This is a genomic window from Amycolatopsis pittospori, from assembly GCF_013870525.1.
GTDB lineage: Bacteria > Actinomycetota > Actinomycetes > Mycobacteriales > Pseudonocardiaceae > Amycolatopsis > Amycolatopsis pittospori.
Genome location: NZ_JACBXD010000025.1, coordinates 44,419 through 66,413, shown reverse-complemented (window position 1 = coordinate 66,413; position 21,995 = coordinate 44,419). Strand labels below are relative to the sequence as shown.

The 21,995-nt window shown below is 69.0% G+C and carries 20 protein-coding genes; 12 read left to right on the top strand and 8 right to left on the bottom strand.

The window, feature by feature from the left end; genetic code table 11:
* Positions 1 to 172 precede the first annotated feature (172 nt).
* Positions 173 to 3,085, bottom strand: a complete 2,913-nt coding sequence (locus H5J31_RS16555; protein ID WP_181773466.1) for an ATP-binding protein — start codon at positions 3,083 to 3,085, stop codon at positions 173 to 175.
* A gap of 471 nt (positions 3,086 to 3,556) precedes the next feature.
* Between H5J31_RS16555 and H5J31_RS16550 the strand changes: the two genes are divergently transcribed.
* Positions 3,557 to 4,651, top strand: a complete 1,095-nt coding sequence (locus tag H5J31_RS16550; RefSeq protein WP_181773465.1) for a S1 family peptidase — start codon at positions 3,557 to 3,559, stop codon at positions 4,649 to 4,651.
* 96 nt (positions 4,652 to 4,747) lie between these two features.
* On the opposite strand, the gene H5J31_RS16545 is transcribed toward H5J31_RS16550, so the two are convergent.
* The 3 genes from H5J31_RS16545 to H5J31_RS16535 form a co-directional block, all read right to left on the bottom strand.
* Positions 4,748 to 5,152: an SsgA family sporulation/cell division regulator gene (locus H5J31_RS16545; RefSeq protein WP_181773464.1), complete on the bottom strand. Its 405-nt coding sequence runs from the start codon at positions 5,150 to 5,152 to the stop codon at positions 4,748 to 4,750.
* A gap of 331 nt (positions 5,153 to 5,483) precedes the next feature.
* Positions 5,484 to 5,957 (bottom strand): Lrp/AsnC family transcriptional regulator, encoded by a 474-nt coding sequence (locus tag H5J31_RS16540; protein WP_181773463.1) that lies wholly within the window; start codon positions 5,955 to 5,957, stop codon positions 5,484 to 5,486.
* Between the two features lie 67 nt (positions 5,958 to 6,024).
* Positions 6,025 to 7,203: a Glu/Leu/Phe/Val dehydrogenase dimerization domain-containing protein gene (locus H5J31_RS16535; protein WP_328701510.1), complete on the bottom strand. Its 1,179-nt coding sequence runs from the start codon at positions 7,201 to 7,203 to the stop codon at positions 6,025 to 6,027.
* Positions 7,204 to 7,328: 125 nt separating this feature from the next.
* Between H5J31_RS16535 and H5J31_RS16530 the strand changes: the two genes are divergently transcribed.
* On the top strand, positions 7,329 to 8,327 hold the full coding sequence (locus H5J31_RS16530; RefSeq protein WP_328701509.1) for a beta-ketoacyl-ACP synthase III: 999 nt from the start codon (positions 7,329 to 7,331) through the stop codon (positions 8,325 to 8,327).
* Here H5J31_RS16530 and H5J31_RS16525 read toward each other — a convergent pair.
* Positions 8,314 to 9,798, bottom strand: coding sequence for an adenylate/guanylate cyclase domain-containing protein (locus H5J31_RS16525; protein WP_181773503.1), 1,485 nt, complete (start codon positions 9,796 to 9,798; stop codon positions 8,314 to 8,316). The genes H5J31_RS16530 and H5J31_RS16525 overlap by 14 nt on opposite strands.
* Before the next feature lie 84 nt (positions 9,799 to 9,882).
* Between H5J31_RS16525 and H5J31_RS16520 the strand changes: the two genes are divergently transcribed.
* Positions 9,883 to 10,383, top strand: a complete 501-nt coding sequence (locus H5J31_RS16520) for an FBP domain-containing protein (protein ID WP_181773460.1) — start codon at positions 9,883 to 9,885, stop codon at positions 10,381 to 10,383.
* 135 nt (positions 10,384 to 10,518) lie between these two features.
* On the opposite strand, the gene H5J31_RS16515 is transcribed toward H5J31_RS16520, so the two are convergent.
* Complete coding sequence (locus tag H5J31_RS16515) at positions 10,519 to 11,346, bottom strand: class I SAM-dependent methyltransferase (RefSeq protein WP_181773459.1); 828 nt, start codon at positions 11,344 to 11,346, stop codon at positions 10,519 to 10,521.
* A gap of 77 nt (positions 11,347 to 11,423) precedes the next feature.
* Positions 11,424 to 12,116: a FadR/GntR family transcriptional regulator gene (locus tag H5J31_RS16510; RefSeq protein WP_181773458.1), complete on the bottom strand. Its 693-nt coding sequence runs from the start codon at positions 12,114 to 12,116 to the stop codon at positions 11,424 to 11,426.
* 74 nt (positions 12,117 to 12,190) lie between these two features.
* Here H5J31_RS16510 and H5J31_RS16505 point away from each other — a divergent pair, with 74 nt between their 5' ends.
* The 3 genes from H5J31_RS16505 to H5J31_RS16495 all read left to right on the top strand — a co-directional run bounded on the left by H5J31_RS16505 (position 12,191) and on the right by H5J31_RS16495 (position 14,005).
* Positions 12,191 to 12,814 carry a GNAT family N-acetyltransferase gene (locus H5J31_RS16505; RefSeq protein ID WP_181773502.1) on the top strand — a complete coding sequence of 208 codons (624 nt, stop codon included), beginning with the start codon at positions 12,191 to 12,193 and terminating at the stop codon, positions 12,812 to 12,814.
* Entirely contained in the window at positions 12,811 to 13,161 is a 351-nt protein-coding gene (locus H5J31_RS16500; RefSeq protein WP_181773457.1) for a VOC family protein, read from the top strand. The genes H5J31_RS16505 and H5J31_RS16500 overlap by 4 nt, the downstream gene beginning before the upstream one ends.
* An 82-nt stretch (positions 13,162 to 13,243) precedes the next feature.
* Positions 13,244 to 14,005, top strand: coding sequence for a sulfite exporter TauE/SafE family protein (locus H5J31_RS16495; protein ID WP_181773456.1), 762 nt, complete (start codon positions 13,244 to 13,246; stop codon positions 14,003 to 14,005).
* Positions 14,006 to 14,054: 49 nt separating this feature from the next.
* Here H5J31_RS16495 and hisC read toward each other — a convergent pair whose 3' ends face one another.
* A complete protein-coding gene (gene hisC, locus H5J31_RS16490; RefSeq protein ID WP_181773455.1) occupies positions 14,055 to 15,110 on the bottom strand; it encodes a histidinol-phosphate transaminase in 1,056 nt (351 codons plus the stop codon).
* Positions 15,111 to 15,207: 97 nt separating this feature from the next.
* Here hisC and H5J31_RS16485 point away from each other — a divergent pair, with 97 nt between their 5' ends.
* Genes H5J31_RS16485 through H5J31_RS16460 form a run of 6 tightly spaced genes read left to right on the top strand, consistent with a single transcriptional unit; the run spans position 15,208 to position 21,955 of the window.
* The gene (locus H5J31_RS16485) at positions 15,208 to 15,840 is read left to right on the top strand and encodes a dienelactone hydrolase family protein (RefSeq protein WP_181773454.1); all 633 of its coding nucleotides are present in this window, start codon (positions 15,208 to 15,210) and stop codon (positions 15,838 to 15,840) included.
* A gap of 47 nt (positions 15,841 to 15,887) precedes the next feature.
* On the top strand, positions 15,888 to 16,367 hold the full coding sequence (locus H5J31_RS16480) for a hypothetical protein (RefSeq protein ID WP_236005130.1): 480 nt from the start codon (positions 15,888 to 15,890) through the stop codon (positions 16,365 to 16,367).
* Entirely contained in the window at positions 16,367 to 17,512 is a 1,146-nt protein-coding gene (locus H5J31_RS16475; protein ID WP_181773453.1) for a PPE domain-containing protein, read from the top strand. Before H5J31_RS16480 ends, H5J31_RS16475 begins: the two co-directional genes overlap by 1 nt.
* Positions 17,512 to 18,264, top strand: a complete 753-nt coding sequence (locus H5J31_RS16470; RefSeq protein ID WP_181773452.1) for an ESX secretion-associated protein EspG — start codon at positions 17,512 to 17,514, stop codon at positions 18,262 to 18,264. The genes H5J31_RS16475 and H5J31_RS16470 overlap by 1 nt, the downstream gene beginning before the upstream one ends.
* Positions 18,265 to 18,292: 28 nt before the next feature.
* Positions 18,293 to 20,269 (top strand): acetoacetate--CoA ligase, encoded by a 1,977-nt coding sequence (locus tag H5J31_RS16465; RefSeq protein ID WP_181773451.1) that lies wholly within the window; start codon positions 18,293 to 18,295, stop codon positions 20,267 to 20,269.
* Positions 20,270 to 20,299: 30 nt separating this feature from the next.
* Entirely contained in the window at positions 20,300 to 21,955 is a 1,656-nt protein-coding gene (locus H5J31_RS16460; protein WP_181773450.1) for a phosphatidylglycerol lysyltransferase domain-containing protein, read from the top strand.
* The last annotated feature ends 40 nt before the right edge of the window (positions 21,956 to 21,995 follow it).

Genomic DNA, 21,995 nt, shown 5'->3' with positions numbered 1-21,995 from the left:
CGGCTGACCTGCAGAAAGGAGGCCGACTTTGTTAATGGCGTAAACAAACTAGCACAGCGAATGTACGCACGGAACCGTACGAACACCGCTTGACCTGATGGAATGGATCACAACGCTCATCTGAGCGTTTTTCCTTGCCAGGCAACGACTACCGTACATCAACCCGGACTTTCTATCGATCGACAGCCGCCGGGGCATAAGTCGACATGCGGCGGGCCACATCGGTGCGTGAACGGGCACCGAGTTTCCGCAGAACCTTCGCCACATGCTGTTCCACCGTGCGCGGGGAAAGGAACAATCCGTCCGCTATCTCCCGGTTCGTGCGCCCGTCGGAGAGCATGCGCGCGACCTCCAATTCACGGGGCGAGAGCTCCTGGCCGTAGCCGCGCCGACCGCGCTGGGAAGGGGCCCAGGCACCGTGTTCCCGCAGCTGGTGGCGGCATCGGCCGGCGTCACGGGTCGCGCCGAGCCGCTCGTACGCCTCCGCCGCGGCCGCGAGTTCTTCGATCGCCTTGCGGTTGCCCGCGGTGAGCCGGCACAGCGCCGCGCGCTCCCGGGCGCCGATCGCCTGATACGGCATCGGCAGCGCTTCGTAGCCCGCGGCGGCCTCGTCGAAAACCGTTGCGGCGGCCGGATGTTTCCCCCGAGCGTCGAGAAGGATTGCCCGTCCGGCCACCAACGCTGCCCGAGAGACCGGCGAATCCTTGCCTTCGACGCCGCGGGCGAACTCCTCGACCACCGCGTCCGCCTCGGACCAGCGTCCGGCCCGGGTGTAGGCCTCGGCCGCGGCCGGGACCAGGCCGGCCGCCCAGACCCAGACGCCCTTGCGCCGCGCCGCCGCGACCGCGTTGTCGGCCGTCGCGCACGCGCCGTCGACGTCGTCCGTCGCCAGGAGCACCCGGATCAGGACCCCGGCCGCCGAAAGGACGACGGGGATCGGCCCGTGTTCCGGGGCATGCACGCTCGCCGCGGCCAGATGTCGTTGCGCGGCGGCGAATTCCCCGCGTACCGCGGCCAGTCCGCCCAGGACCAGGGAGGACTCCATGACGATCGGGCCGAGGTCGGGATAGCCGTCGCGAAGCTGCTCGGCGGCCTCCGCCAGCCCGGACCACTCGCCACGCACCCAGTCCAGCCGGACCCGGGTGCCCTGCGCGAGCCCGGCGGCGTAGAGCGCGCCGGCGTCGGTCGCGCGGCGGATCCCTTCCGTGACCAGCTTTTCCGCCCTGGTCAGATGGCCGGCCCACGACTGGGCGTCGGCCAGGTTGCACCACAGCCGGGCGAGCTGGACGCGTTCGGCGACGCCGGTGGTCTCGTCGGGGAGCTTCTCGAAGTCGGCCCAGGCCGAGCCGTTGCCGATATGCGCCTGGGTGGCGATCCGGTCGCCGGTGAGCGCGAGCCGCAGCTCAGGGTCTTCGAGCCGCTCGAAGACCTCGCGGGCGCGCTCCATCCAGACCTCGTGCCAGGACAACGGCGTCAGCCCGTCGATCGGCTGGGCGAGCAGGTTGATCCCGCGTGCGGCCAGTTCCGGCTCGTCGACCAGTTCGGTGATCGCCTTCTCCACCTCGACCCGGCCCCGGCCGAGCCGCCCGATCGTGCGGACCAGCAGCATCCCGAGGCTGAGCCGGATCGTCCCGCGCACACTCGGGCGCAGGTCGGTGAGGTCTTCGAGGATCCGCTCCAGGGTCTCGATGACGTCCGGGCGGAACCCGCGCAGCGCGACCTGGCTGAGTTTCGTGGCCAGCCGGGCGATGTCGTCCTCGCCGAGGCCCGCCTCCGCCAGGACGGACTGGAGCAGGTCGATCGCGCGCGAGGTCTCACCATGGGCGATGGCCTCGTCGGCGGCGGCTTCGGCGTAGTGGCGCCACTGTTCGGTCCGCCCGGCGGCTCGGGAGTGGTTCGCCAGCAAGGTCAGCGGGGGAACCGGCAGCGCGGAGAGCACCTGGATGGCGCGTGAATGCAGCAGTGAGCGCTCCGGGCCGCTGACGGTGTCGTAGACGGCCTTGCGCGCCAAGGGATGCCGGAAACCGTAGCGGTCGCCGCCGAGTTCGCCGAGCACTCCGCCGTCCAAAGTGGACAAAAGGGCCGAACGGAGCGCGTCGCCGGTGAGGCACGCGAGTTCGCCGATCACCGCCGGTTCGGACGGGACGGAGAGCACCGCCGCCGCGCAGGCCAGCCGGACCGCGGGTTCGGGCAGCGCTTCGAGCCGTTCGGTGATGGCCTCACGCAGGGAGACGGGGACTTCGAGGCTTTCCAGCAGCCTGTCCGAGAGCACCTCGCCGATCGGCAACTGTCCGGCGGCGTCGCGCAGCGCGCGCAGGGTCTCCTCGACCACGAACGGGATCCCGGCGGTGCTTTCGTGGAGTTTCGCGGTGAACGGTGCGGAAACCCGGGGCAGGTCCAGGAGTTCTTCCGCCATCTTCCCGACGGCTTCGACGTCGAGCGGGCCCAGCGTCACACGCGCGGTCTGGACGTTCGGCGGTGTGCGGAAGGGGATGCCGGCGGTTCCGTGCCGCGAGGAGGAACCGGTCCGGTAGGCCGAGACGACGGCGAGTTCGGCGGGCATGGCCGCGGCGAGGAACCGCATGAGATCGCGAGTGCCCTCGTCGGCCCACTGAAGGTCGTCGATCAGGACGAGCGCGGGTCCGCAGGCGATCAGGAGCTCACGGACGGCGCGGAACTGGCGATGCCGTTCGGCGCACGGGTCGGTGAGCGGTTCCGGTTGGGGTGGAAGGCTTTCCGCGAGTTCGGGCAGCAAGGGTCTCAGTACCCCGGCGACCGGGCTGAGCGGTCCGAGCGGCCGGTCTCCCGCCGAGCGCAGCGCTTCGAGCACCGGTCCGAAGGGGAACGGCTCGCGCATCGGCTGGCAGGCGCCGGACAGCACCCGGCCCGCCGCGAACTCGCGGCGTCCGGCCAGTTCTTCCAGCAGCCTGCTGCGGCCCATCCCGGGTTCGCCCTCGATCAGGACGGCGGCGGGACGGCGCAGCAGGATCTTCACGATCGCCGAGACCTCGACGTCGCGGCCCACGAGTGCCGTCGATCCGGCGCGGACCGAAACCGAGGTCGGGCGAGGGGTGGCAAGCCACATCATGCGCTCCTCGGTTCGAAGGTCCCGCTGAGCCCGACACGATCTTGTGTGTTGTTCTGCGGAGCCTAAGCACTGCCTACCTGGCCGTAAACCTCTCAACACGGACAGCACGGGCGCCGGATTAGGCCGTCTGCGAACGCACCGTCACCGGTTGACTGACGGATCGTCGGTTGGAAAATCACCGGACGCCCGAAACATCGGCGAGGGACCCGATCCGGCGGGTCATCCCACGTTCAGGGGGTGAGAGTGACTACTCAAGGTATTCACAGGAAACCCTACTTACGGACGTGTCCGTACGGGTGCCAGCTGTAAGTGACCGCCCTCGGAGCAGGGGATTCTGCGTCCGAAGATTGGGTATACCTATCCCGCGCCGACCCGGATTGCGGGCCTTTCCCGGTTCCAGAACTCTCACCCGTCGGGGGAGGCAATCGCATGGCGAACCGGAGCCGTGCGTTATGACGAGGGAGAAGCATGAAGATCACGAAGCTCCTCGGAGTGGCCGCCACGGCTGTCGTGTCGGCCGGCGCGCTCGTCACGGGTACCCCCGCGGCGGCGTCCTCGGATGCTCTGCTCAACACCGAAATGGTCCCCGCCCTGCAACGGGACCTCGGTCTGACCGCCGACCAGGCACTCGCCCGGATCCAGAGCGAGACCGCCGCCGGCACGCTCGAACAGTCACTCGCCTCGGCGCTCGCCGGCAGCTTCGGCGGAGCGAGCTACAACGAGGCCACGGGCAAGCTCCGCGTCGGCGTCACCGACGCGGCGAAACTGGCCCAGGTCACCGCGAGCGGGGCGGAAGCGGAACTCGTGCGCTTCTCGGCCGCCCAGCTCGATTCCACTGTGGACAAATTGAACGCGGGTGAGCGCGCGGCGGACGGTGCGATCACCGGCTGGGGCGTCGACGCCAAGACCAACCGCGTGACGCTGAACGTGTTACCCGGCAAGAGCGGCGCCGTCGACTCGTTCCTGGAGAAGACCGGCGTCGACAAGACCGCCGTCGCTGTGGTCGAGACCACTTCGGTGCCGACCCTGAAGTACGACGTCCGAGGCGGCGACGCGTACTACATCAACAACTCTTCACGCTGCTCGATCGGTTTCTCGGTCAACGGCGGCTTCCTCACCGCCGGGCACTGCGGCCCGGGCACCGTGACCGGTTCCAACCGGGTCGCGATGGGCTCGTTCGCCCGCACCAGCTTCCCGACGAACGACTACGGCCACGTCCGGGTCAACAGCAACTGGGTGCCGCGCGGCATCATCAACAACGGCACCCGGGTGAGCGGTTCGACCGTGGCGGCCACCGGCGCCTCGGTCTGCAAGTCGGGTTCGACCACCGGCTGGACCTGCGGCACCGTCGGCGCCAAGAACCAGACCGTCCGCTACGCCGAAGGCACCGTCTACGGCATGACCGCCACCAACGTGCGCTCGCAGGCGGGCGACTCGGGCGGCTCGTTCATCGCGGGCAACCAGGCGCAGGGCATGCTGTCCGGCGGCAACACCTCGGTGACCTACTTCTTCCCGGTGCGGCCGGCGTTGTCGGCGACCGGGACGTCGCTGGTCCTCGGCTGAAACTTTCGACCCTGAACACCGACGAAGGGCGGTCCGAGTGCCTCCAGCGCACTCGGGCCGCCCTTCGTCTTCGTACCGCGGGAGCGGTGGTCCGGGTTACACGTTGCTGATCTCTTCGATCAGCGCCTCGATGTCGAAATACTCGCTTTCACAGCCGAGCTGGACCAGCTCGAAGGTGGAGCCGAGGAAGGACTCGACATCCTCACGCTCGAGCTCGAACGACGCATAGCCGTCAGGTGACTCGATTTCGAGCGTCAGCATCGCCTCGTCCTCGGAGAGGTCGGGGCGGACGCGGACGTCGCCGAGCCCGGCGGGGTCGGTGAGACCGGTGGCCAGGAGCTCACGCGCGAAGGTCCACTCGACCCACCGGCCGCGCTCGGTCCGGAACGCCACGGTGACCGCGTAAGGCTCGTCGACGTGGAAGGACAGGCGGGAGAGAACGGGCGTGCTGCTGTTGTTCAGCAGGACGAACTGGCTCTGGTGAACTGCGTCGGTGTGCACGGCCACTCCTAAGTGCTCGTGGTTCGCGCGGCGCGAACTTTCTGTCTCGGCAAGGAGATGCCCGGGCTGACGCGGGATGACGCGAGTACGGCGACGTTCACGCTATCGGCTGCATATGTCCATAGTGGTGTAACGCCGGGCACAGACCCCTTGCGTTCAGGCCGATACGCGTGGTGACGGGGTCGGCACGGACCGGGTGCTCACGGAGAGCAGGGTGCCGGTGACCGGAACTGCAACTTGCAAAGTGACACAGGAGGCGCGAGCCGATGCGGCATCGCCGAGTCGGGATCCACTGTGGACGGTTCGGGCGTGCTCACCATCTCTTTGGACCTTACGGATCCAGCGGCAGCGTCAGCCCCGTCTTGACCCGGTCCATCGCCACCGACGTCGTGAAGTGCCGGACGTTCGGGTTGTCGAAGAACATCCGCCGCGTGAACGCCTCGAAGTCGGTCATGTCCTTGCAGGTGACCACGAGCACGAAGTCCGCGTTGCCGGTGACGTAGTAACACTGCTGGACGTTGTCGTCCGCGAGCACCTGCCGCCGGAACCCGTCGAGCACCGCGAGGTTCTCGCGTTCCATCTCGACCATCACCACGAACGTCATCGACAGCCCGAGCGCCTGCGGTGACAGCACCGCCACCTCGCGTTCGATCACCCCGGCCTCGCGCAGCCGTTTGATCCGCCGCTGTACGGCGGCGGCCGAAAGACCCACCTTCGCGCCGATGGTCTCGGCGATGGTGCGGGCGTCGGCCTGAAGGCAGGACAGGATGGCCACGTCTAGGCGGTCGAGGTCGGGTGTGTGCACCGGATCAGGCTATCCGGAGGGCTCTCCCGGATGCCCGATCTTTACTTACGCCCGGACGCGGTGTGGATCACGCCGTCGGGAACTCGCGTTCGATACGCCGGAAGGATTCCGCGGCCAGAGCGGCCGCCGCGGCGCGTGGCGGCGACGACGCGAGATTCGCCCGGTCGAGTACCGAGGCCACCAGGGCGCGGATGGACGAAGAGATCTTCGCGAACGCGCTTTCGGCGTTCGGTTCGATGTCTCCGTAGAGCGTCCACCACCACCAGGCGTTGGTCGCCGAGTTCACCACGACGTCCGGCAGGACGAGCACGCCGCGCTCGGCGAGCGACTTTTCGGCCTCGGCCGTCACCGGCATGTTCGCCGCCTCGGCGATCAGCTTCGCCTGGACCGCCGCCTGGTTCTCGGCGGTGATCGCGTACGAGACGGCGGCGGGCACCAGGATCTCCGCCTCGACGTCGAGCCACTTCCGCAGTGGGAGCTGCGCGTCGCCGTGCCGTAGTTCCGCGCGGTCGACCTCACCGAAGGAGTTCCTGGTCAGGAGCAGGTTCTCGACGTCGAGACCGGCCGGGTTGGCGACCACGCCGACGGCGTCGGCGATCCCGACGACGCGGACGCCCGCGCGGGCCAGGTACCGGGCCGTCGCGCCGCCCATCGAGCCGAAGCCCTGGACGAATGCCCGGCTGCCCGCCGGTTCGAGGCCGAGCCCGCCGAGTCCGGCCAGCGCCGCTTCGGCCACGCCGTAGCCGCCGACGAGTTCGTCGAGCGGGACGCCGTCGACGACGACCTCGAACGCGTCGGAAAGTCGGCGCCGAGCCTTCGCCGGGTCTTCGAGCAGCGGATACACCGCCATGATCGACGACTCGACGCCGATTTCCGCGAGCGCCGCGTCGATGTCGTCCTGGCGCAGCCCGAGGTCCTCGCCCATGGTCCAGATGGTCTCGATGTACGGCCGGACCGCTTCGAGGTAGCGCCTCAGCACCTGACCCGCGCGCGGGTCCCGCGGGTCGCAGTCGATGCCGCCCTTCGCGCCGCCGAGCGGGATGTACCGGCCGGCCGGGTCGTAGTTGAGGGCCTCCTTGGCCGTCATCCCCGCCGCGAGGCCACGGACCTCGTCGAGTGTGCAGCCCGCCCGCATCCGGAGCCCGCCGCTGGCGACGCCCCGGACGAGCCTGTCGACCACCAGGTGACCTGTCTTCCCGGTCACCCTGTCCTGCCAGGTCAGTTGCAGATAAGGCTGGTCCGGCACGGCGCTCCAGGAGAAGGTGAGAATTCTTTGAATTGTGACCCGGAACACAACTGACGGGTCTACTGAATGGTAGCGCTTACAAGTGAATGGCAGACCTCTCTTTTTCCGCGCGAAAGGATTTCTTGGTGCCCTCATCTCAGGTGGCCGTTCTCGCCGGGCTCGGCTCTTGGCTACCTCCGCGTGTGGTGAGCAACGAAGAGATCGCGGCGCGGCTCGACACCTCCGACGAGTGGATCCGCACGCGGACCGGTATCTCCGAACGCCGCGTCGTCGACCCCGGAACGTCCACTGTGGACCTCGCGGTCGAGGCGGGCCGCCGGGCGCTGGCCTCGGCCGGGGAGACCACCGCGGACGCCGTCGTGCTCGCGACCTCGACGGCCGACCAGGTGTGCCCGGCCAGCGCGCCGCAGGTCGCGACCAAACTCGGGCTGAACGGCGTCGCCGCGTTCGACGTCAACGCCGTCTGCAGCGGGTTCATCTACGGGCTCGCCACCGGCGCGGGCCTGCTGGCCGCCGGCATCGCGCGCAGCGTCCTGGTGATCGGGGCGGACGTCTTCACCTCGCTCGTCGACCCCGACGACCGCGGGACGGTGCCGATCTTCGGCGACGGTGCGGGCGCCGTCCTGCTGCGTCAGGGCGACGCGGACGAACTCGGCGCGCTGGGCCCGTTCGACCTGCACAGCGAAGGCGAACTCGCGGATCTGCTGTGGGTCGAAGCCGGGGGCGCCAAGAACCGTCATTCGGACGACCCGAGTGACCACTATCTGGTGATGCAGGGCCAGACCGTCTTCCGGCACGCCTGCGCCCGGATGGCCGAGTCCGCGCGCGCGGTCCTGGATTCCGCCGGCTGGGTGGTCGGCGACATCGACCGGTTCATCGGGCATCAGGCCAACATCCGCATTCTGCAGACCTGCGCGAAGCAACTGGGGCTCCCGGCCGACGTCATGTACTCGAACATCGAGAAGGTGGGCAACACCAGCGCGGCGTCGATCCCGATCGCGCTGGCGGACGCCGCCAAGGACGGCTCGCTGCAGCCCGGTCACCGCGTGGTGATGGGCGCCTTCGGAGCCGGTCTGACCTGGGGCTCGACGCTGCTGCGCTGGCCGGACGTCATTCCGGGCTGAGCACGTTCGCTTCCCAGGCGTGCGTCGGTTCCTGTCGGCCACGCAGTTCCAGTTCCGCGTACGGCGCCCAGTGTGACCGCTCGCTCTCCAACGCCGCCTTGATCACCGACTCGCTCGCCAGGATGCGGCCGTCGGCGGATTTCGCGTGCTCGGTCAGCCGCGCGGCCTCGTTCACCGCGTCGCCGATGACGGTGTACTCGAACCGGCTGCTCGTGCCCAGCTGACCGGCGAAGACCCGGCCGCTCGCGACCCCGATGCCGAGGTCGAGTTCGCCGGTTTCGTGGACGGCGTCCCGGATCACCCGCGCGGCCGAAAGCGCCGCCGTCTCCGCGTCCGCGAGCCGGGTCGGGGCGCCGAAGATGCACAACGCGGCGTCACCCTGGAACTTGTTGACCAGGCCGCCGCGAGCCCCGACCGCGTTGACGACGCTGGTGAAGAAGCGGTTCAGCATCTTCACCAGGTCTTCCGGCGGGGTCCGGCCGGCCAACGCCGTCGAATCGACGACGTCGACGAACAGGGCGGTCACCTCGCGTACGTCCCCCGACAGGGAGGCGCCGTATTCGAGTGCGTGCCGGGCGACCTCGTCCCCGACGTGCCTGCCGAACAGGTCCCGCATCCGCTCCTGCTCGCGGAGCCCGGCGGCGAGATCGTTCACCGACGTCTGGAGCAGGCCGATCTCACTGGAGTCGTCGACATCGACCATGATCTCCTTGTTGCCGCGCGCGATCTCGTCGAGCGCGACGCGAAGCCGGTGCAGGGGTGTCGCGACGGCCTTCGCGAGCAGGCCCGTCCCGATCGCGCCGACACCGAGGCCGATCACCGAAAGTGTGATCAGGCTCGCGACGTGGTCACCCTGGCCGAGGTCCGGCGGGGTGGCGACCAGCAGCACGCCGACGAACGGCACCCCGCTCGCCAGCGACCAGGTGACGACCACCCGGGTCAGCACCGTGACCCGCAGCGAGCCCTTCGGCGGCGTGACCTTGAGCGCGATCGTCATCACCGGACGGGCGACCCATTCCGCGGCGAGATAGGTGAGGCCGACCGTGGTCAGTCCGCCGAGCCCGATGACCAGCGCCATCCCCACCGCGTCCATCCACGACCCGAGCACCCACGCGAGCGCGCCGAGCACGATCGTCGCGATCAGCCACAGCGTCCCGCTCACGATCCCCATGTCGAACGGAAGCCGCAGCGCCCGCGTGGCCTCGGCCCGCGTCGGCGGGCGGCCGAACACGAACCAGACCGCCGTACGCCGCTGCAGCCACGCCGTCCACAACGTGCCGACCACCAGCGACAGCGCGACGATCCCGGCCGCGGTGACCGACAGGATCCAGCCCCGCTCGCCGACTTCGCTCGGCAGTCCCTGCAAGAGCAGCAGCAGAGCCACGACACCGGCACCGCACACACTGGAACCGATGCCGAGCGCGGCGAACCCCAGACTGGTCCTGAGCACCAGCCGGAACCGCCTCGACATCGTCTTCCCGCGCACCCGGTGATCGTATGACCTCCGGTGGAAAACGGTTGGCCAGCGCTCGGGGCCGGTGGCTACCTTGCACAAATGGAATCGCTGGGACAGGACGAGATCAGGGCGTCCTTCGTGAACTGCACGCGTGGCGAGGCCAAGGGGGTCACGCTGCCCGCCCGGCCGGACGAGATCCCTTGGGACAAACTGGAATTCCTCGGCTGGCGCGACCCGAAGGCCGCGGCCCGCGCGTACCTCGTGCTGCCGTATCAAGGGGAAACCGTCGGACTGTCCCTTCGGGCCGCGCCCCGGCCGAAGGGCCGCGTCCTGCTGAGCAACATGTGCGGCCTGTGCACCACGACACATCCGCTGTCCGACATCGCCCTGTTCTCCGGCCGCCGCGCCGGGAAACTCGGCCGCGAGGGGAACACGCTCGGCGTCTACGCGTGCTCGAACCTTTCGTGCAGCCGCTACATCCGCGGCGAACTGAAGCCGGACGTGCCGCAGCCGGCGGAGACGCTTTCCCTGGAAGAACGCGTCTCCCGGCTGGAGGACAAACTGCACCGCTTCGTGGAACGGGTCCTCGAATCCCGCTGATCGCCGCTCTCGAGAACCCCTTGGCTCAGCGCGGTTCGCCGGGGAGCCGGGTGTTGCGAAAGCCACTTTCGCAACCTTCAACGTTGCGAAAGTGGCTTTCGCAACATCTCCCGTGGGCGCCCAGCGGCGCCCGAATCACTCACGAGGTCCGAACCGGAACCGCAGGATCCGCCCCATCTTCTTGAACGCCGGGAAAAGTCCCGCGACCCACAACTGCGCCCGCATCGACCCCGAAAGCCGGTCCTTCACCTCGGGCGTCGCGTAGTCGGTCGAGTCCAGTTTCGAAACCAGCGTCAACCCAAGGCGCTCCAGCTCGGAGATCTCGTCGATACCCCAGTACAACGTCGCTCCGGCCTTGCGCACCACGGGATTCAGCTTCTGCAGCTTGATCCCCAGCCGGCTGAACGTGTCGAAGACCATCTCCCCGCCCTGGGGGAAATGCGCGATCAGCCGCCGCAGCAATTCCTCGCCTTCGGATGGCCGCAGGTACATCGTCAGTCCCTCGGCGATCACCAGACCCGGCTTGCCGGAAGGGATCTCGTCGATCCAGGCGAAGTCCGTCACCGAAGAGCCGATGGTCCGGTAGCCGTCGCGCGCGGGGTAGATCCGGGCGCGCAGGTCGACGACTTCGGGATAGTCGACGTCGAACCACCGCACCGAAGGCGGCGGGTCGACGCGGTACACGCGACTGTCCATTCCACAGCCGAGTTGCACGACGGTCGCGTCCGGATGTTCCCGGAGGAATGCCGCGGCCCACTCGTCCATCGGTTTCGCCCTCAGCGCGACGGTGAGTCCGAGTTGCTCGTCGACGCCGAGCGAGGCGAAGTCGTAGTCGATCTGCTTCACGGCTTCGTCTGCGGCCTTGTCGCCGAGGATCGGCCGGTCACTGCGGGCGTCGAGAGCACGCCCGTACAGCGTGGCCAGCATCGTCGCCTTCTCTTCGGTGAACCGGACCTTCTCCACCGCACACCCCCATCAGAAGTTTCACAATCTTCTGAAAATAATACGCCCGACGACGCCAGGACGCCATCAAGGAAGCGTCAATCCCGCGCGGTGTAGTCGTGAACGTAGGTCTTGGCGTCCAGCAGATGCTTCCGGGTGATCTCCCGGGCGGCCGCCGCGTCCGAACGGCGGATCGCTTCGAGGATCGCGCGGTGCTCGTCGATCGCCTTCCGAATCTGCCCCGGAAGCCGCAACGCCGCCCGCCGCTCCTCGCCGACCAGCGAGAGCACCGAACGCAGCAGATCGGTGACGTCGTCGTTGCCCGCGTTGCCGGCGATCACCCGGTGGAATTCCGCGTCGGCCGCGATCACGCGCAGCATGTCGCCGTCGGCCGCGGCCTGGTCCATCTCGTCGACGGTGCTCTCCAGCCGCGCGAGCACCCGCGGCGTGTGGTCGACCGCGAGCCGCTCGGCCAGCGTCGGCTCGACCGTGGTCCGCAGGTCGAACAGCTTCTCGACCAGTTGCTCGTGTTCGGCGAACCAGCCGCGCAGCGGCCGCTCCTCGATGTCCTCGCGGACATACGTGCCCGAACCCGGCCGCACCTGCACGTAACCGATGGAATCCAGCACCCGCAACGCCTGCCGCAGTGAACCGCGGCTGATCCCGAGCTGCTCGCACAGTGCCCGTTCGGCGGGCAGCCTCGACCCGGCGGGGAGCCTGCCCGAATCGATCATCGTGCGCAGATGATCGACGGTCGCACTCCACACCTGCTCGCGCTCGTCGTCGGCCACGGCCCCATCCTCGCAGGTTCGGCGAACCGCCCGGGATTGTCGGTGACCGGTGTCATCATCGAGCCATGACTGGGGTGGCAGGACTGATCAAGGCATGGGTGCACGGCTGGGCGCTTTCCCGCGGGGTCGGGATCCCGGTGGCTGAACCGGACGGCTACCGGCTCGACGTCGGGCGTCCGGGGCATCGAGTGAGATATGTACTGGCCGACAGCAAAGCCGCCGAGGGGCGGGCACGCGCGCTCACGGAGCCCGGCACCTGGCTGAAGGTGAGCGGTCCGCGTGAAGAGGTGGCGGTGCCGTCGAACTGGACGGTCGGCCCGCCGGAGTACCTGATGAGCGCCCCGCTCGCGGTGCGGCCCGCCCTGGCCGCGCCCGAGCCGTACCGGGCGGAACTGGTCGGCGACGGTGTCGTCACCGACGTCGTGGTCCGCGCGCCCGACGGTTCCCGCGCGGCCACCGGCCGGGTCGCGATCGCCGGGGGTACGGCGGTGGTGGACCAGGTCGTGACGGAGCCCGAGCACCAACGGCGTGGGCTGGGCCGGTTCGTCATGCGCCGGCTCGACGAGGTGGCGGTCGCCGCCGGGGCGGAGCGAGCGGTCCTGGTCGCGACGGAGGAAGGACGGGCGCTGTACCTGGCGCTCGGCTGGACGGTGGCCTCGGAGATCACCGCGGCCCATTTGCCGGAGGAGAGCCGATGACGGCGGTGTTCAAGGACATCTGTCTCGACGCGAACGACCACCAGGCCCTCGCCGACTGGTGGTGCGCCGCGATGGGTTACGTCCGCCGTCACCGCGAGGAGCGGCCGGTGGAGTGGCCGGTCGCGATCGAGGATCCGGCCGGGCGTGGCCCGCTGATCTGGATCAACCCGGTGCCGGAAGTGAAGACGGTGAAGAACCGCATGCACCTCGACGTCTTCGGCTCGACGGCCGAGCTGGTCGCCGCCGGGGCGAAGCTCGTGCGAGCCAAGGACGACGAGATCGAGTGGGACCTTCTCGAAGACCCCGAAGGCAACGAGTTCTGTGTGTTCGCACCGAACGGGACATAACGGGCTGCCTCGAATGTTCGACTAGACACATCCACATCGCGAAAGGAGGTAACGGTGCTTATGGTGCGCAGGTGAGCGCTTTATGACGTGGTGGCACGCGGTGCTGATCTTCATCGCCGGGCTCTGGGCGGGCACCATCAACACGGTCGTCGGGTCGGGCACGCTGGTGACCTTCCCGGTCCTGGTCGCGCTCGGCTACTCGCCGCTGACGGCGACGACGTCCAACGCGATCGGCCTGGCCCCGGGCACGGTCAGCGGGGCGATCGGCTATCGCCAGGAACTCAAGGGCTACTGGCCCGAGGTCGTCAAACTCGCCGTGGCGTCGTTCTTCGGCGCGATCTGCGGGACGATCCTGCTGCTGTCACTGCCGAAGGACGCCTTCGAGACCGTCGTGCCCGCGCTGGTCGGTCTCGCGGTGGTGCTCGTGATCGTCCAGCCGCGCGTGGCCGCCTGGGTCGCGAAACGCCGCGAGGAGAACGGAACGGTCCACAAGATCGGTCCGCTGCTACTGTTCCTGATCTTCCTGATCGGCATCTACGGCGGATACTTCACGGCCGCGCAGGGCGTGATGATGGTGGCCGTGATGGGGATGCTGATGTCCGAGTCGCTGCAGCGGCTCAACGGCGTCAAGAACGCGCTCTCCGCCGTCGTCAACATCGTCGCCGGCGCGATCTACGCCTTCATCGCGCCGGTCAGCTGGCCCGTGGTCGCGCTGCTCGCGGTCGGGTCGACGATCGGCGGCCAGATCGGTGCCAAGATCGGCCGCAAGCTCTCGCCGAAGGTGCTGCGCGGCGTGATCGTCGTGGTCGGTCTCGCCGCGATGGTGCAGCTGCTGCTCAAGTAGAAAGCCCGCGCTCCGTGCGAAGCGCAGCGCGGGCCGTCCGAAACCGTTGTCAGCGCGGGAAATCCCCGGCGGCTTCGAGGAAGAGGTCGTTCTCCTCGGGTGTCCCGATGGTCACTCGGGCACCTTCGCCGGCGAACGGGCGCACGATCAGCTTCCGCTCCAGCGCGTGTTCCGCGAACGCCGTCGTCTTCTCGCCCAGCGGCAGCCAGACGAAGTTCGCCTGCGTCTCCGGAACCTCGTAACCCTTGGCCACCAAGGCATCCCGCACGCGGGTGCGCTCCGAGACGATCTCCTTGCAGCGCTCCAGCAGTTCGCCGGCCGCGTCGAGGGACGCGATGGCCGCCACCTGGGCGAGCATGTTAACCGAGAACGCGACGTACACCTGCTTCAGCGCGACGGTGATCGCTTCCGGCGCCACCGCGTAACCCACGCGGAGACCGGCGAGGCCGTAGGCCTTCGAGAACGTCCGAAGCACCGCGACGTTGTCCCTGCCGCGCGCCAGTTCGACGCCGTCCGGAACGTCGGCGTCGGTCACGAACTCCTTGTACGCCTCGTCGAGCACGACGAGCACGCCCGCGGGCACGGCGTCGAGGAAACGCTCCAGCTCCGCGCGGCGCAGCACCGTTCCGGTCGGGTTGTTGGGGTTGCACACGAAGACCAGTCGCGTCTTCGGCGTGATCGCGGCGAGCATCGCGTCCAGGTCCAGACCGTGCCCGTCCGTCAGCGGCACCTTCACGCTGACGGCGTTCGCGACCTGCGTGACGATCGGGTACGCCTCGAACGAACGCCACGGGAAGACGACCTCGTCACCCGGTCCGCACAGGGCCTGGATCATTTGCTGGCAAAGGGAAACCGAGCCGCAGCCGATGGCGATCCGCTCGGTGGGCTCGCCCAGTTCGCGGGCCAGCCGCTCGACGAGCGCGGACGCCGTGATGTCCGGGTACCGGTTGATACCCTGCGCCGCCTCGACTATGGCCTGCGCCACACTCGGCAGCGGTCCACCGGGAACCTCGTTGCTCGCAAGCTTGATCGCACCCTGGATTGTCCGGCCAGGGACGTACTTCGGCAACGATTCGAGATCCGCACGCGGCGAAACAGGGGACATCTTCGGCGCTCCTACGTCTGGGGGACGGCTCCGACACCGTATCCTCCCGCGCAACGGCAAGCCCCGAATATTTACCTAAGAGTGGTCTGATGGAGGAATGACCCTGACGACCACCGTGGAACACCAGCATGCGGACGGCCACACGCTGCGCTTGACCTTCGCCGAACCGGAAGGCGTCGTCCGCGGCGGGTTGGTGGTGTTGCACGAGGAGACCGAAGAGGTCGAGGAGGGCTTGAGCCTTCTTCTGGCAGGGCTCGCGGGCGAAGGCTGGCTCACCGTCACGCCGCATCTCGATCGCGACGACCTCACTCAGGAAGACGTGCTCGAAGCGACCGACGCGACGCTCGCGTGGCTGTCCGAGCGCGGGGTCCAGGCGGATCTCATCGGCGTCGTCGGCTTCGATCTCGGTGGGACGGCGGCGTTGGTCGTCGCGTCGAACCGCAGGCTGGGCGCCGCGGTGAGCGTCGGCGGTCAGGGTGTCGCCGAACTTCCGGTCCTCGTCGAGATCGCGGGACGGCTGACCAGTCCGTGGCTCGGCATGTACGGCGACGCGGGTGACGAGGCCGGAGGTGCCGAAGTCGAGCAGTTGCGTGACGCGGCGGCGTCGGCGAAGGTCGCGACGGACGTCGTCCGCTATCCGGGTGCCAACCACCGCTTCGACGCCGACCCGGACGCCGCCGCCGAGGCTTGGCAGCGCACGTTGAATTGGTTCGACGCCCACCTGCGATGACTCCATTCGCGCTAACATTCCCCTGAGATGTGACAGGGGAGGGTCGAATGGCACAGTCACCCAAGGTACCCGTGACGCCACAAGCCGCTTTCGGAGCTTCGGCGCCGGCCTTGGCTCCCGTGGCGGGCAAGATCCGGGACACCAAGGCCGACGCCAAGAAAGGCACCGTCAAGGTCACCGAGGACGCGGCCAAGAAACTCGTCGACGCGCTGCTCAAAGCGCGCCAAGAGCTGAACGCGCTGATCAAGGACTCGACGGAGTTCAAGGCGCCCTTGAAACTGGGCGACAACTTCGTCGGGCACACGATGAGCGAACGTTTCCGGGCCACCGCGACCGACGGGACCGAAGCGGCCCTGCCCGTTCTCAACGACTTCGCCAAGGTGCTCAAGGACTTCCAGCTCACCGTGATGGCGGCCCGGAAGATGTACGTCGCCGCGGACGAGGAAGGCCAGGAACAGCTCGAACGGGTCGCCCGCCGCTTCGACATGCAGGACATCGTCGAAGGTCAGCGGAAGGACGAGAGCTGATGCGCGTCCTGCCCTCGCCGTGGCCGCCGCGGGAGCCCGAACCACAACCGGGGCCCGATCACCTCAAGGCCGACATCGACTGGATGAGCTACCCGCACCGCGAGCTCTACGACATGGTGCACAACGAGCTGGACCTGGCGGGCGCGGAAGCCGTCGCCGCGCAGTGGACCAAGATCAGCGGCTTCCTCGACAGGGTCGGTTCCGAACTCCGGGCCGCCCTCGCCGCCACAGCCGACGGCTGGACCGGCGAAGGTGCCGACAGGGCCCGTGACGCCGCGGTCAAACTCGTCGATTGGGCGGGCGAGACCGGCTGGCGCGCGGAAAACGTCGCGAACTGCGTACGCCGCCAGACGGATATCGCCGAAACCGCGCGGCGCACCATGCCCGAGCCTCCGGGAGTCGCTCCGCGTCCCAAGGAGCCGGCGCCGCCGAAACGCCGTCCGATCCCGGTCTCCGATTCGACGCAGGCGATGTCCGCGTCGCCGGCCCCGTCGTCGTCCGGCTTCGCCGCGGCCGGGCGGATCGTCGCCGAGCCCACCGACGAGATCTCGCAGGACCTGCACCGCCAGGCCGCCGACGTGATGAAGCGGATGCAGCAGAACTCCGGCGAGGTCTACGAGAACGTCCCGCGCTTCACCTCCTACGGCAAGCAGCCGCAGATCCTCAAGACGCCCGAAGAGCCCGAACCCGAACCGAAACCCGAGCCCAGGCCGGAACCGGAGACGCCGCCGGACGACTCGACGCGCAGCAGCGGCGCCGAAGACGTCGCGCCGGTCCCGGTGCGGGAGCAGGTCGACGCGCCGCGTTCCCCCGGGGCGAGCAGCGGCGCCGTCGTGCCGCCGTCCGGTCCGCCCGGAACCTACGGCGGCACCCAGGAACAGCTCGGCCAGGGCGGCCGTTCCGGCGTCGGTGGCTTCGGGCCGTCGGGGCAACCCGGCCAGGGCGCCGGTGCCGGTTCGCGGGCCGCGGCCGCGGGTATGGGCGGATTCGGCGGGATGCCGATGGGAATGGCCCCTCAGCAGGGCAAACAGGACGAGGGAGACCACAAGTCGCCGGACTATCTCGTCGAGGATTCCGACGTCTGGGGGCTGAGCGGGTACGTGACCCCGCCGGTCATCGGCGAAGATCCGCGAGGTGGCCGCTGATGGACTGGATCCGTCTGCACATCGGCGAGCTGTTCCTGCTGTGGTCGGCGCACGGGCGCGACGAACTGCCCGCGGTACTGGAGGTGCCGCACGTCGGGCGGACGCCGGAGTTCCGGGCCGAACTGGCCGCCACGGCGAGCCGCACGCTCTCCGAACGCGGCCTCGGCACCATCGAAGCTCCTTCGCCCGAACTCGTGCGGCTTCTGCACACCCTCGCGAACAGTGAACTGACGCTGGACCTGCGGCTCGACGGCGACCCGTCGTACCGCGCCGTCGGCTGCGTATCCGATCGCGGCGCGGTCGCGATCGGCGTCGCCGGCACCGACGTCGAGATGTCGGCGCTGCGGGAGCCGCTCGTCGCCGCGACCCTGCTGCAGGCGTTGCCGCCGTGCGAGCAGGGGCGGGGCCTCTCGGTCAACCTGCGCGTCGACGACTACACGTCGGCGTGCGAAGCGGGGGAGCGCGGCGGGCAGCCGGCGTTCTCCGACGTCCTGCGCGACGCCGGACTGCGCGAACCCGAGGTCATCGTGATGGTGCGGATCGCGACGCAGCGGATCGGCAGCGGGCGGCTCGGCGCGACCAGGAAGTCGTGGGAGGGCCGCTGGGAGCGCGGCGAAGGCACGCTGACCTGGGTGGACACCCCCGACGGGCGCTACGGGCTTCGTCGCGACAGGGGCTGGCTGACGATCACCCCGCTCGACGCGGGGCGGCTGAAGACGATGGCGTACGAGCTGTTCACAGGGGCTCGCTAGATCGGTTAACGAGGGTTAACATCGCGGGGTGACGCACACCGCCGACGCCCCGGAAGTGCTCTGGCGCCCTGAGCCGAGCCGCCTGCCCGACACCAAGATCGACGCGTTCCGCCAATGGCTGCGCACCGAGCGCGGAGTCGAGGTCGACGACTACAACGCGCTGTGGGAATTCTCCGTGCGACGCGGGGCCGAGTTCTGGTCCGCCGTCGCCGAGTTCCTCGGCCTGCGCTGGCATGACCAGCCCGGTGAGGTGCTCACCGGCGAGATGCCGAACGCGCAGTGGTTCGCCGGCGGCACACTGAACTACGCCGAGCACTCGCTCATGCCCGGTGTCGCGGGCGCCGCGAAGGCCGACGATGAGGTCGCCGTGATCTTCCATCGCGAAGACGGCCTCTCGACGCAGCTGACCTTCGGCGCCTTGCGGTCCGCCGTCGCCTCCGCGCGGGAAGGGCTGCGGAAGCTCGGAGTGTCCAAAGGGGACAGGGTCGTCGCGCTCGCGCCGAACTGCCCGCAGACGCTGATCGCCTTCCTCGCCACCGCCAGCCTCGGCGCCGTGTGGTCGTCGTGCTCGCCGGACTTCGGGGTCCGCGCGGTCAGCGACCGGTTCACGCAGATCGAGCCGAAGGTGCTGATCGCCGTCAACGGCTACGTCTACAATGGACGGTGGTTCGACAGTCGTTCGACGGTGAACTCGTTGCGGGACGAGATCTCCACGCTCGAAGCGACCGTCCTCATCGACTACGCGGGCGGACGGCTCGACGGCACGCTGGACTGGGACACCCTGCTCGCCGACAACGCCGGCGCGGAACTGGCCTTCGAGCCGGTCGAATTCGGTCACCCGCTGTGGGTCCTGTACTCCTCGGGGACCACCGGCCTGCCGAAGGGCATCGTCCACGGGCACGGCGGGATCACCCTCGAACACCTCAAAGCCCTTGCCCTGCAAAGCGATCTGGGCCCCGGTGACCGGTTCTTCTGGTTCACCACCACCGGCTGGATGATGTGGAACTTCCTCATCTCGGGCCTGCTGACGGGCACCACGATCGTGCTTTTCGACGGCAGCCCCGGCAGCCCCGACCTCAACGTGTTGTGGCATCTGGCCGAACAGCACCGCGTCACCTACTTCGGCACGTCGGCGCCGTACATCCAGAGCTGCCTCAAGGCCGGGATCAAACCGGCGGAGCGCTACGACCTCACCGCGTTGCGCGCCTTGGGTTCCACCGGCGCGCCACTGAGCGTCGAAGGTTTCCGGTGGATCGTCGACGAGGTCGGCAAACGCGTCCAGATCTGCTCGGTGTCCGGCGGCACGGACCTGTGCGCGGCGTTCGTCGCTTCGGCCCCGGACGTCCCGGTGTGGCTGGGCGAGCTTTCGGTCCGCTCGCTCGGCGCCGCCGTCGCCGCCTTCGACGAGGACGGGAAGCCGGTGGTGGAGACGGTCGGCGAACTGGTGATCACCGAGCCGATGCCGTCGATGCCGGTGTTCTTCTGGAACGACCCGGACGGCTCGCGGCTGCGTGAGGCGTACTTCGAGATGTACCCGGGGATCTGGCGGCACGGGGACTGGATCCGGATCACCGGACGCGGCTCCGCGGTCATCTACGGGCGCAGCGACTCGACGCTGAACCGCGGCGGCGTCCGGATGGGCACGGCCGAGTTCTACCGGGTCGTCGAGGCTTTCGACCAGGTCGCGGACTCGCTGGTGATCGACACGTCGGCGGCCGGAAACGAGGACGGGCAGCTGCTCTGCTTCCTGGTCCTGACCGACGGTGTCACGCTCGACGAGGTCGAGCCGGCGCTGCGCAAGGAGCTGCGAGGCGCCCTTTCGCCGCGGCACGTCCCGGACCGGTTCGTCCAGGTGACCGAGGTACCTCGCACGCTCAACGGCAAGAAATGCGAGGTTCCGGTCAAGAAGATCCTTTCGGGTGTTTCACCTGACCGCGCCGTCAGCCGGGATGCGCTGCTGAACCCCGATGCCCTTGTACCGTTCGTAGAGCTGGCAAGGAGCTGACGGGGGCGGAACTTGGCGGGCGCTTGGCGGGTGGCAGGGACCACCTCGGTCGCCGTGGTCACCTGGGTGACGCGGCTGGCCGGACTGCTGGCCTTGGTCTCGGTGCTGGTCCCGGCCGGGCGGCGCACCCTCCGCGGGCGCGTCGCCGAATGGCTGGAACTGCCGCACGAGGCCACGGTCGGCGCGGCGACGGTCGCGCTGGTGACCGGGGTCCTGCTGGTACTGCTCGCCACCGGCCTCAAACGACGGAAGCGACGGGCCTGGCAGCTCGCGGTCGCCGCCGCGGTCCTGCTGACCGTGTCGCACCTCGGACTCCGGCACGCCCTGGGCACCGGGCTCGTGTCGCTGGCGCTGCTGATCGCGCTGATCGCGACCCGGCGGTACTTCGTCGCGCTCCCCGACCCGGTGACCGGCCGATGGCGCGCCGTGCGGGTCTTCCTGCAGCTGGTGTCGGCCGGGGTCGCGATCAACTTCGTGCTGCTGTCGGTCGCGCGGGCGCTGGATCCCCTGAGCGTGGGCGACCGGCTCGCACAGGCGGCACTGGCCCTCGTCGGCGTCAGCGGCCCGGCGGTGTTCCACGCGCTCTGGCTGGAGGACCTGTCGGCGGCCGTCGGCGTGCTGTTCGGAATCAGCGCGGTGCTCCTGGCGGCGTACTTCCTCCTCCGCTCGGCGGAACCCGCGCCCGAGCTGTCCGACGACGAGATCGAGCGGCTCAAGGCGCTACTGGACGACCGGGACTCGCTGGGGTACTTCGCCCTGCGCCGGGACAAGTTCGCCGTCTTCTCGAAGTCGGGGAAGGCCGCGGTGACCTATCGCGTGATCGCCGGTGTCGCGCTGTGCTCGGCGGATCCCCTGGGTGACCCGGAAGCATGGCCCGGCGCGATCGAGGAGTACCTGGAGGTGTGCCGGCGCTACGCCTGGACCCCCGCGACCATGGGCTGTTCGGAACTGGGCGCAACCGTCTGGGCGCGCTTCGGCCTCGAAGTCCTCGAGATCGGCGACGAGGCCGTCGTGGACACGGAGACCTTCACCCTCGAAGGCCGCGTCATGCGGGGAGTCCGCCAAGCCGTCTCACGCACGAAGCGTGCCGGCTACACCGCCCGCGTCCGCAAAGCCGAAGACATCCCTGAGGCGGAACTCGGCGAACTCCGCGCCCTCGCCGCCACCTGGCGCGGCACCGACACCGAACGCGGCTTCTCGATGGCCCTCGGCCGCATGGGCGACCCAGGCTCGGTCCTGGTGACCGCCGAGCACGACGGGATCACCCGCGGCGTCCTCCAGTTCGTCCCCTGGGGCGAAAAGGGCCTCTCGCTCGACGTCATGCGCCGCGACCGGGCCGCCGACAACGGCGTCAACGAGCTGATGATCTCCGACCTTCTCCAGTCTGGGGCGGCCCAGCACGTCTCCCTGAACTTCGCCGCCTTCCGCGCCGTCCTGGAACAAGGCCAACGCATCGGCGCCGGCCCCGTCGCCCGCCTGTCCGCCCGAACGCTGAGATTCGTGTCACGTTGGATCCAGATCGAGACCCTCTACCGCTTCAACGCGAAGTTCCAACCCCGCTGGGTTCCTCGCTACTTGGCGTACCCGGCGGCCCGCGACCTACCCCGCGTCGGCATCGCCGTCTTCGAAGCCGAAGGACTTGGTGGACGCTCTCCGCTGCTGCTCAGAGCGTTGCAACGGATCTAAGGGGGGTCCCTTTCGCGGGGGTTCACGGGGTGTGTAACCT

Bases quoted from the DNA above. Each gene is read 5' to 3' on its own strand.
- H5J31_RS16555 (WP_181773466.1), bottom strand. From the start codon at position 3,085: ATGTGGCTTGCCACCCCTCGCCCGACCTCGGTTTCGGTCCGCGCCGGA.
- H5J31_RS16550 (WP_181773465.1), top strand. From the start codon at position 3,557: ATGAAGATCACGAAGCTCCTCGGAGTGGCCGCCACGGCTGTCGTGTCG.
- H5J31_RS16525 (WP_181773503.1), bottom strand. From the start codon at position 9,798: ATGTCGAGGCGGTTCCGGCTGGTGCTCAGGACCAGTCTGGGGTTCGCC.
- H5J31_RS16520 (WP_181773460.1), top strand. From the start codon at position 9,883: ATGGAATCGCTGGGACAGGACGAGATCAGGGCGTCCTTCGTGAACTGC.
- H5J31_RS16500 (WP_181773457.1), top strand. From the start codon at position 12,811: ATGACGGCGGTGTTCAAGGACATCTGTCTCGACGCGAACGACCACCAG.
- H5J31_RS16495 (WP_181773456.1), top strand. From the start codon at position 13,244: ATGACGTGGTGGCACGCGGTGCTGATCTTCATCGCCGGGCTCTGGGCG.
- hisC (WP_181773455.1), bottom strand. From the start codon at position 15,110: ATGTCCCCTGTTTCGCCGCGTGCGGATCTCGAATCGTTGCCGAAGTAC.
- H5J31_RS16485 (WP_181773454.1), top strand. From the start codon at position 15,208: ATGACCCTGACGACCACCGTGGAACACCAGCATGCGGACGGCCACACG.
- H5J31_RS16480 (WP_236005130.1), top strand. From the start codon at position 15,888: ATGGCACAGTCACCCAAGGTACCCGTGACGCCACAAGCCGCTTTCGGA.
- H5J31_RS16475 (WP_181773453.1), top strand. From the start codon at position 16,367: ATGCGCGTCCTGCCCTCGCCGTGGCCGCCGCGGGAGCCCGAACCACAA.
- H5J31_RS16470 (WP_181773452.1), top strand. From the start codon at position 17,512: ATGGACTGGATCCGTCTGCACATCGGCGAGCTGTTCCTGCTGTGGTCG.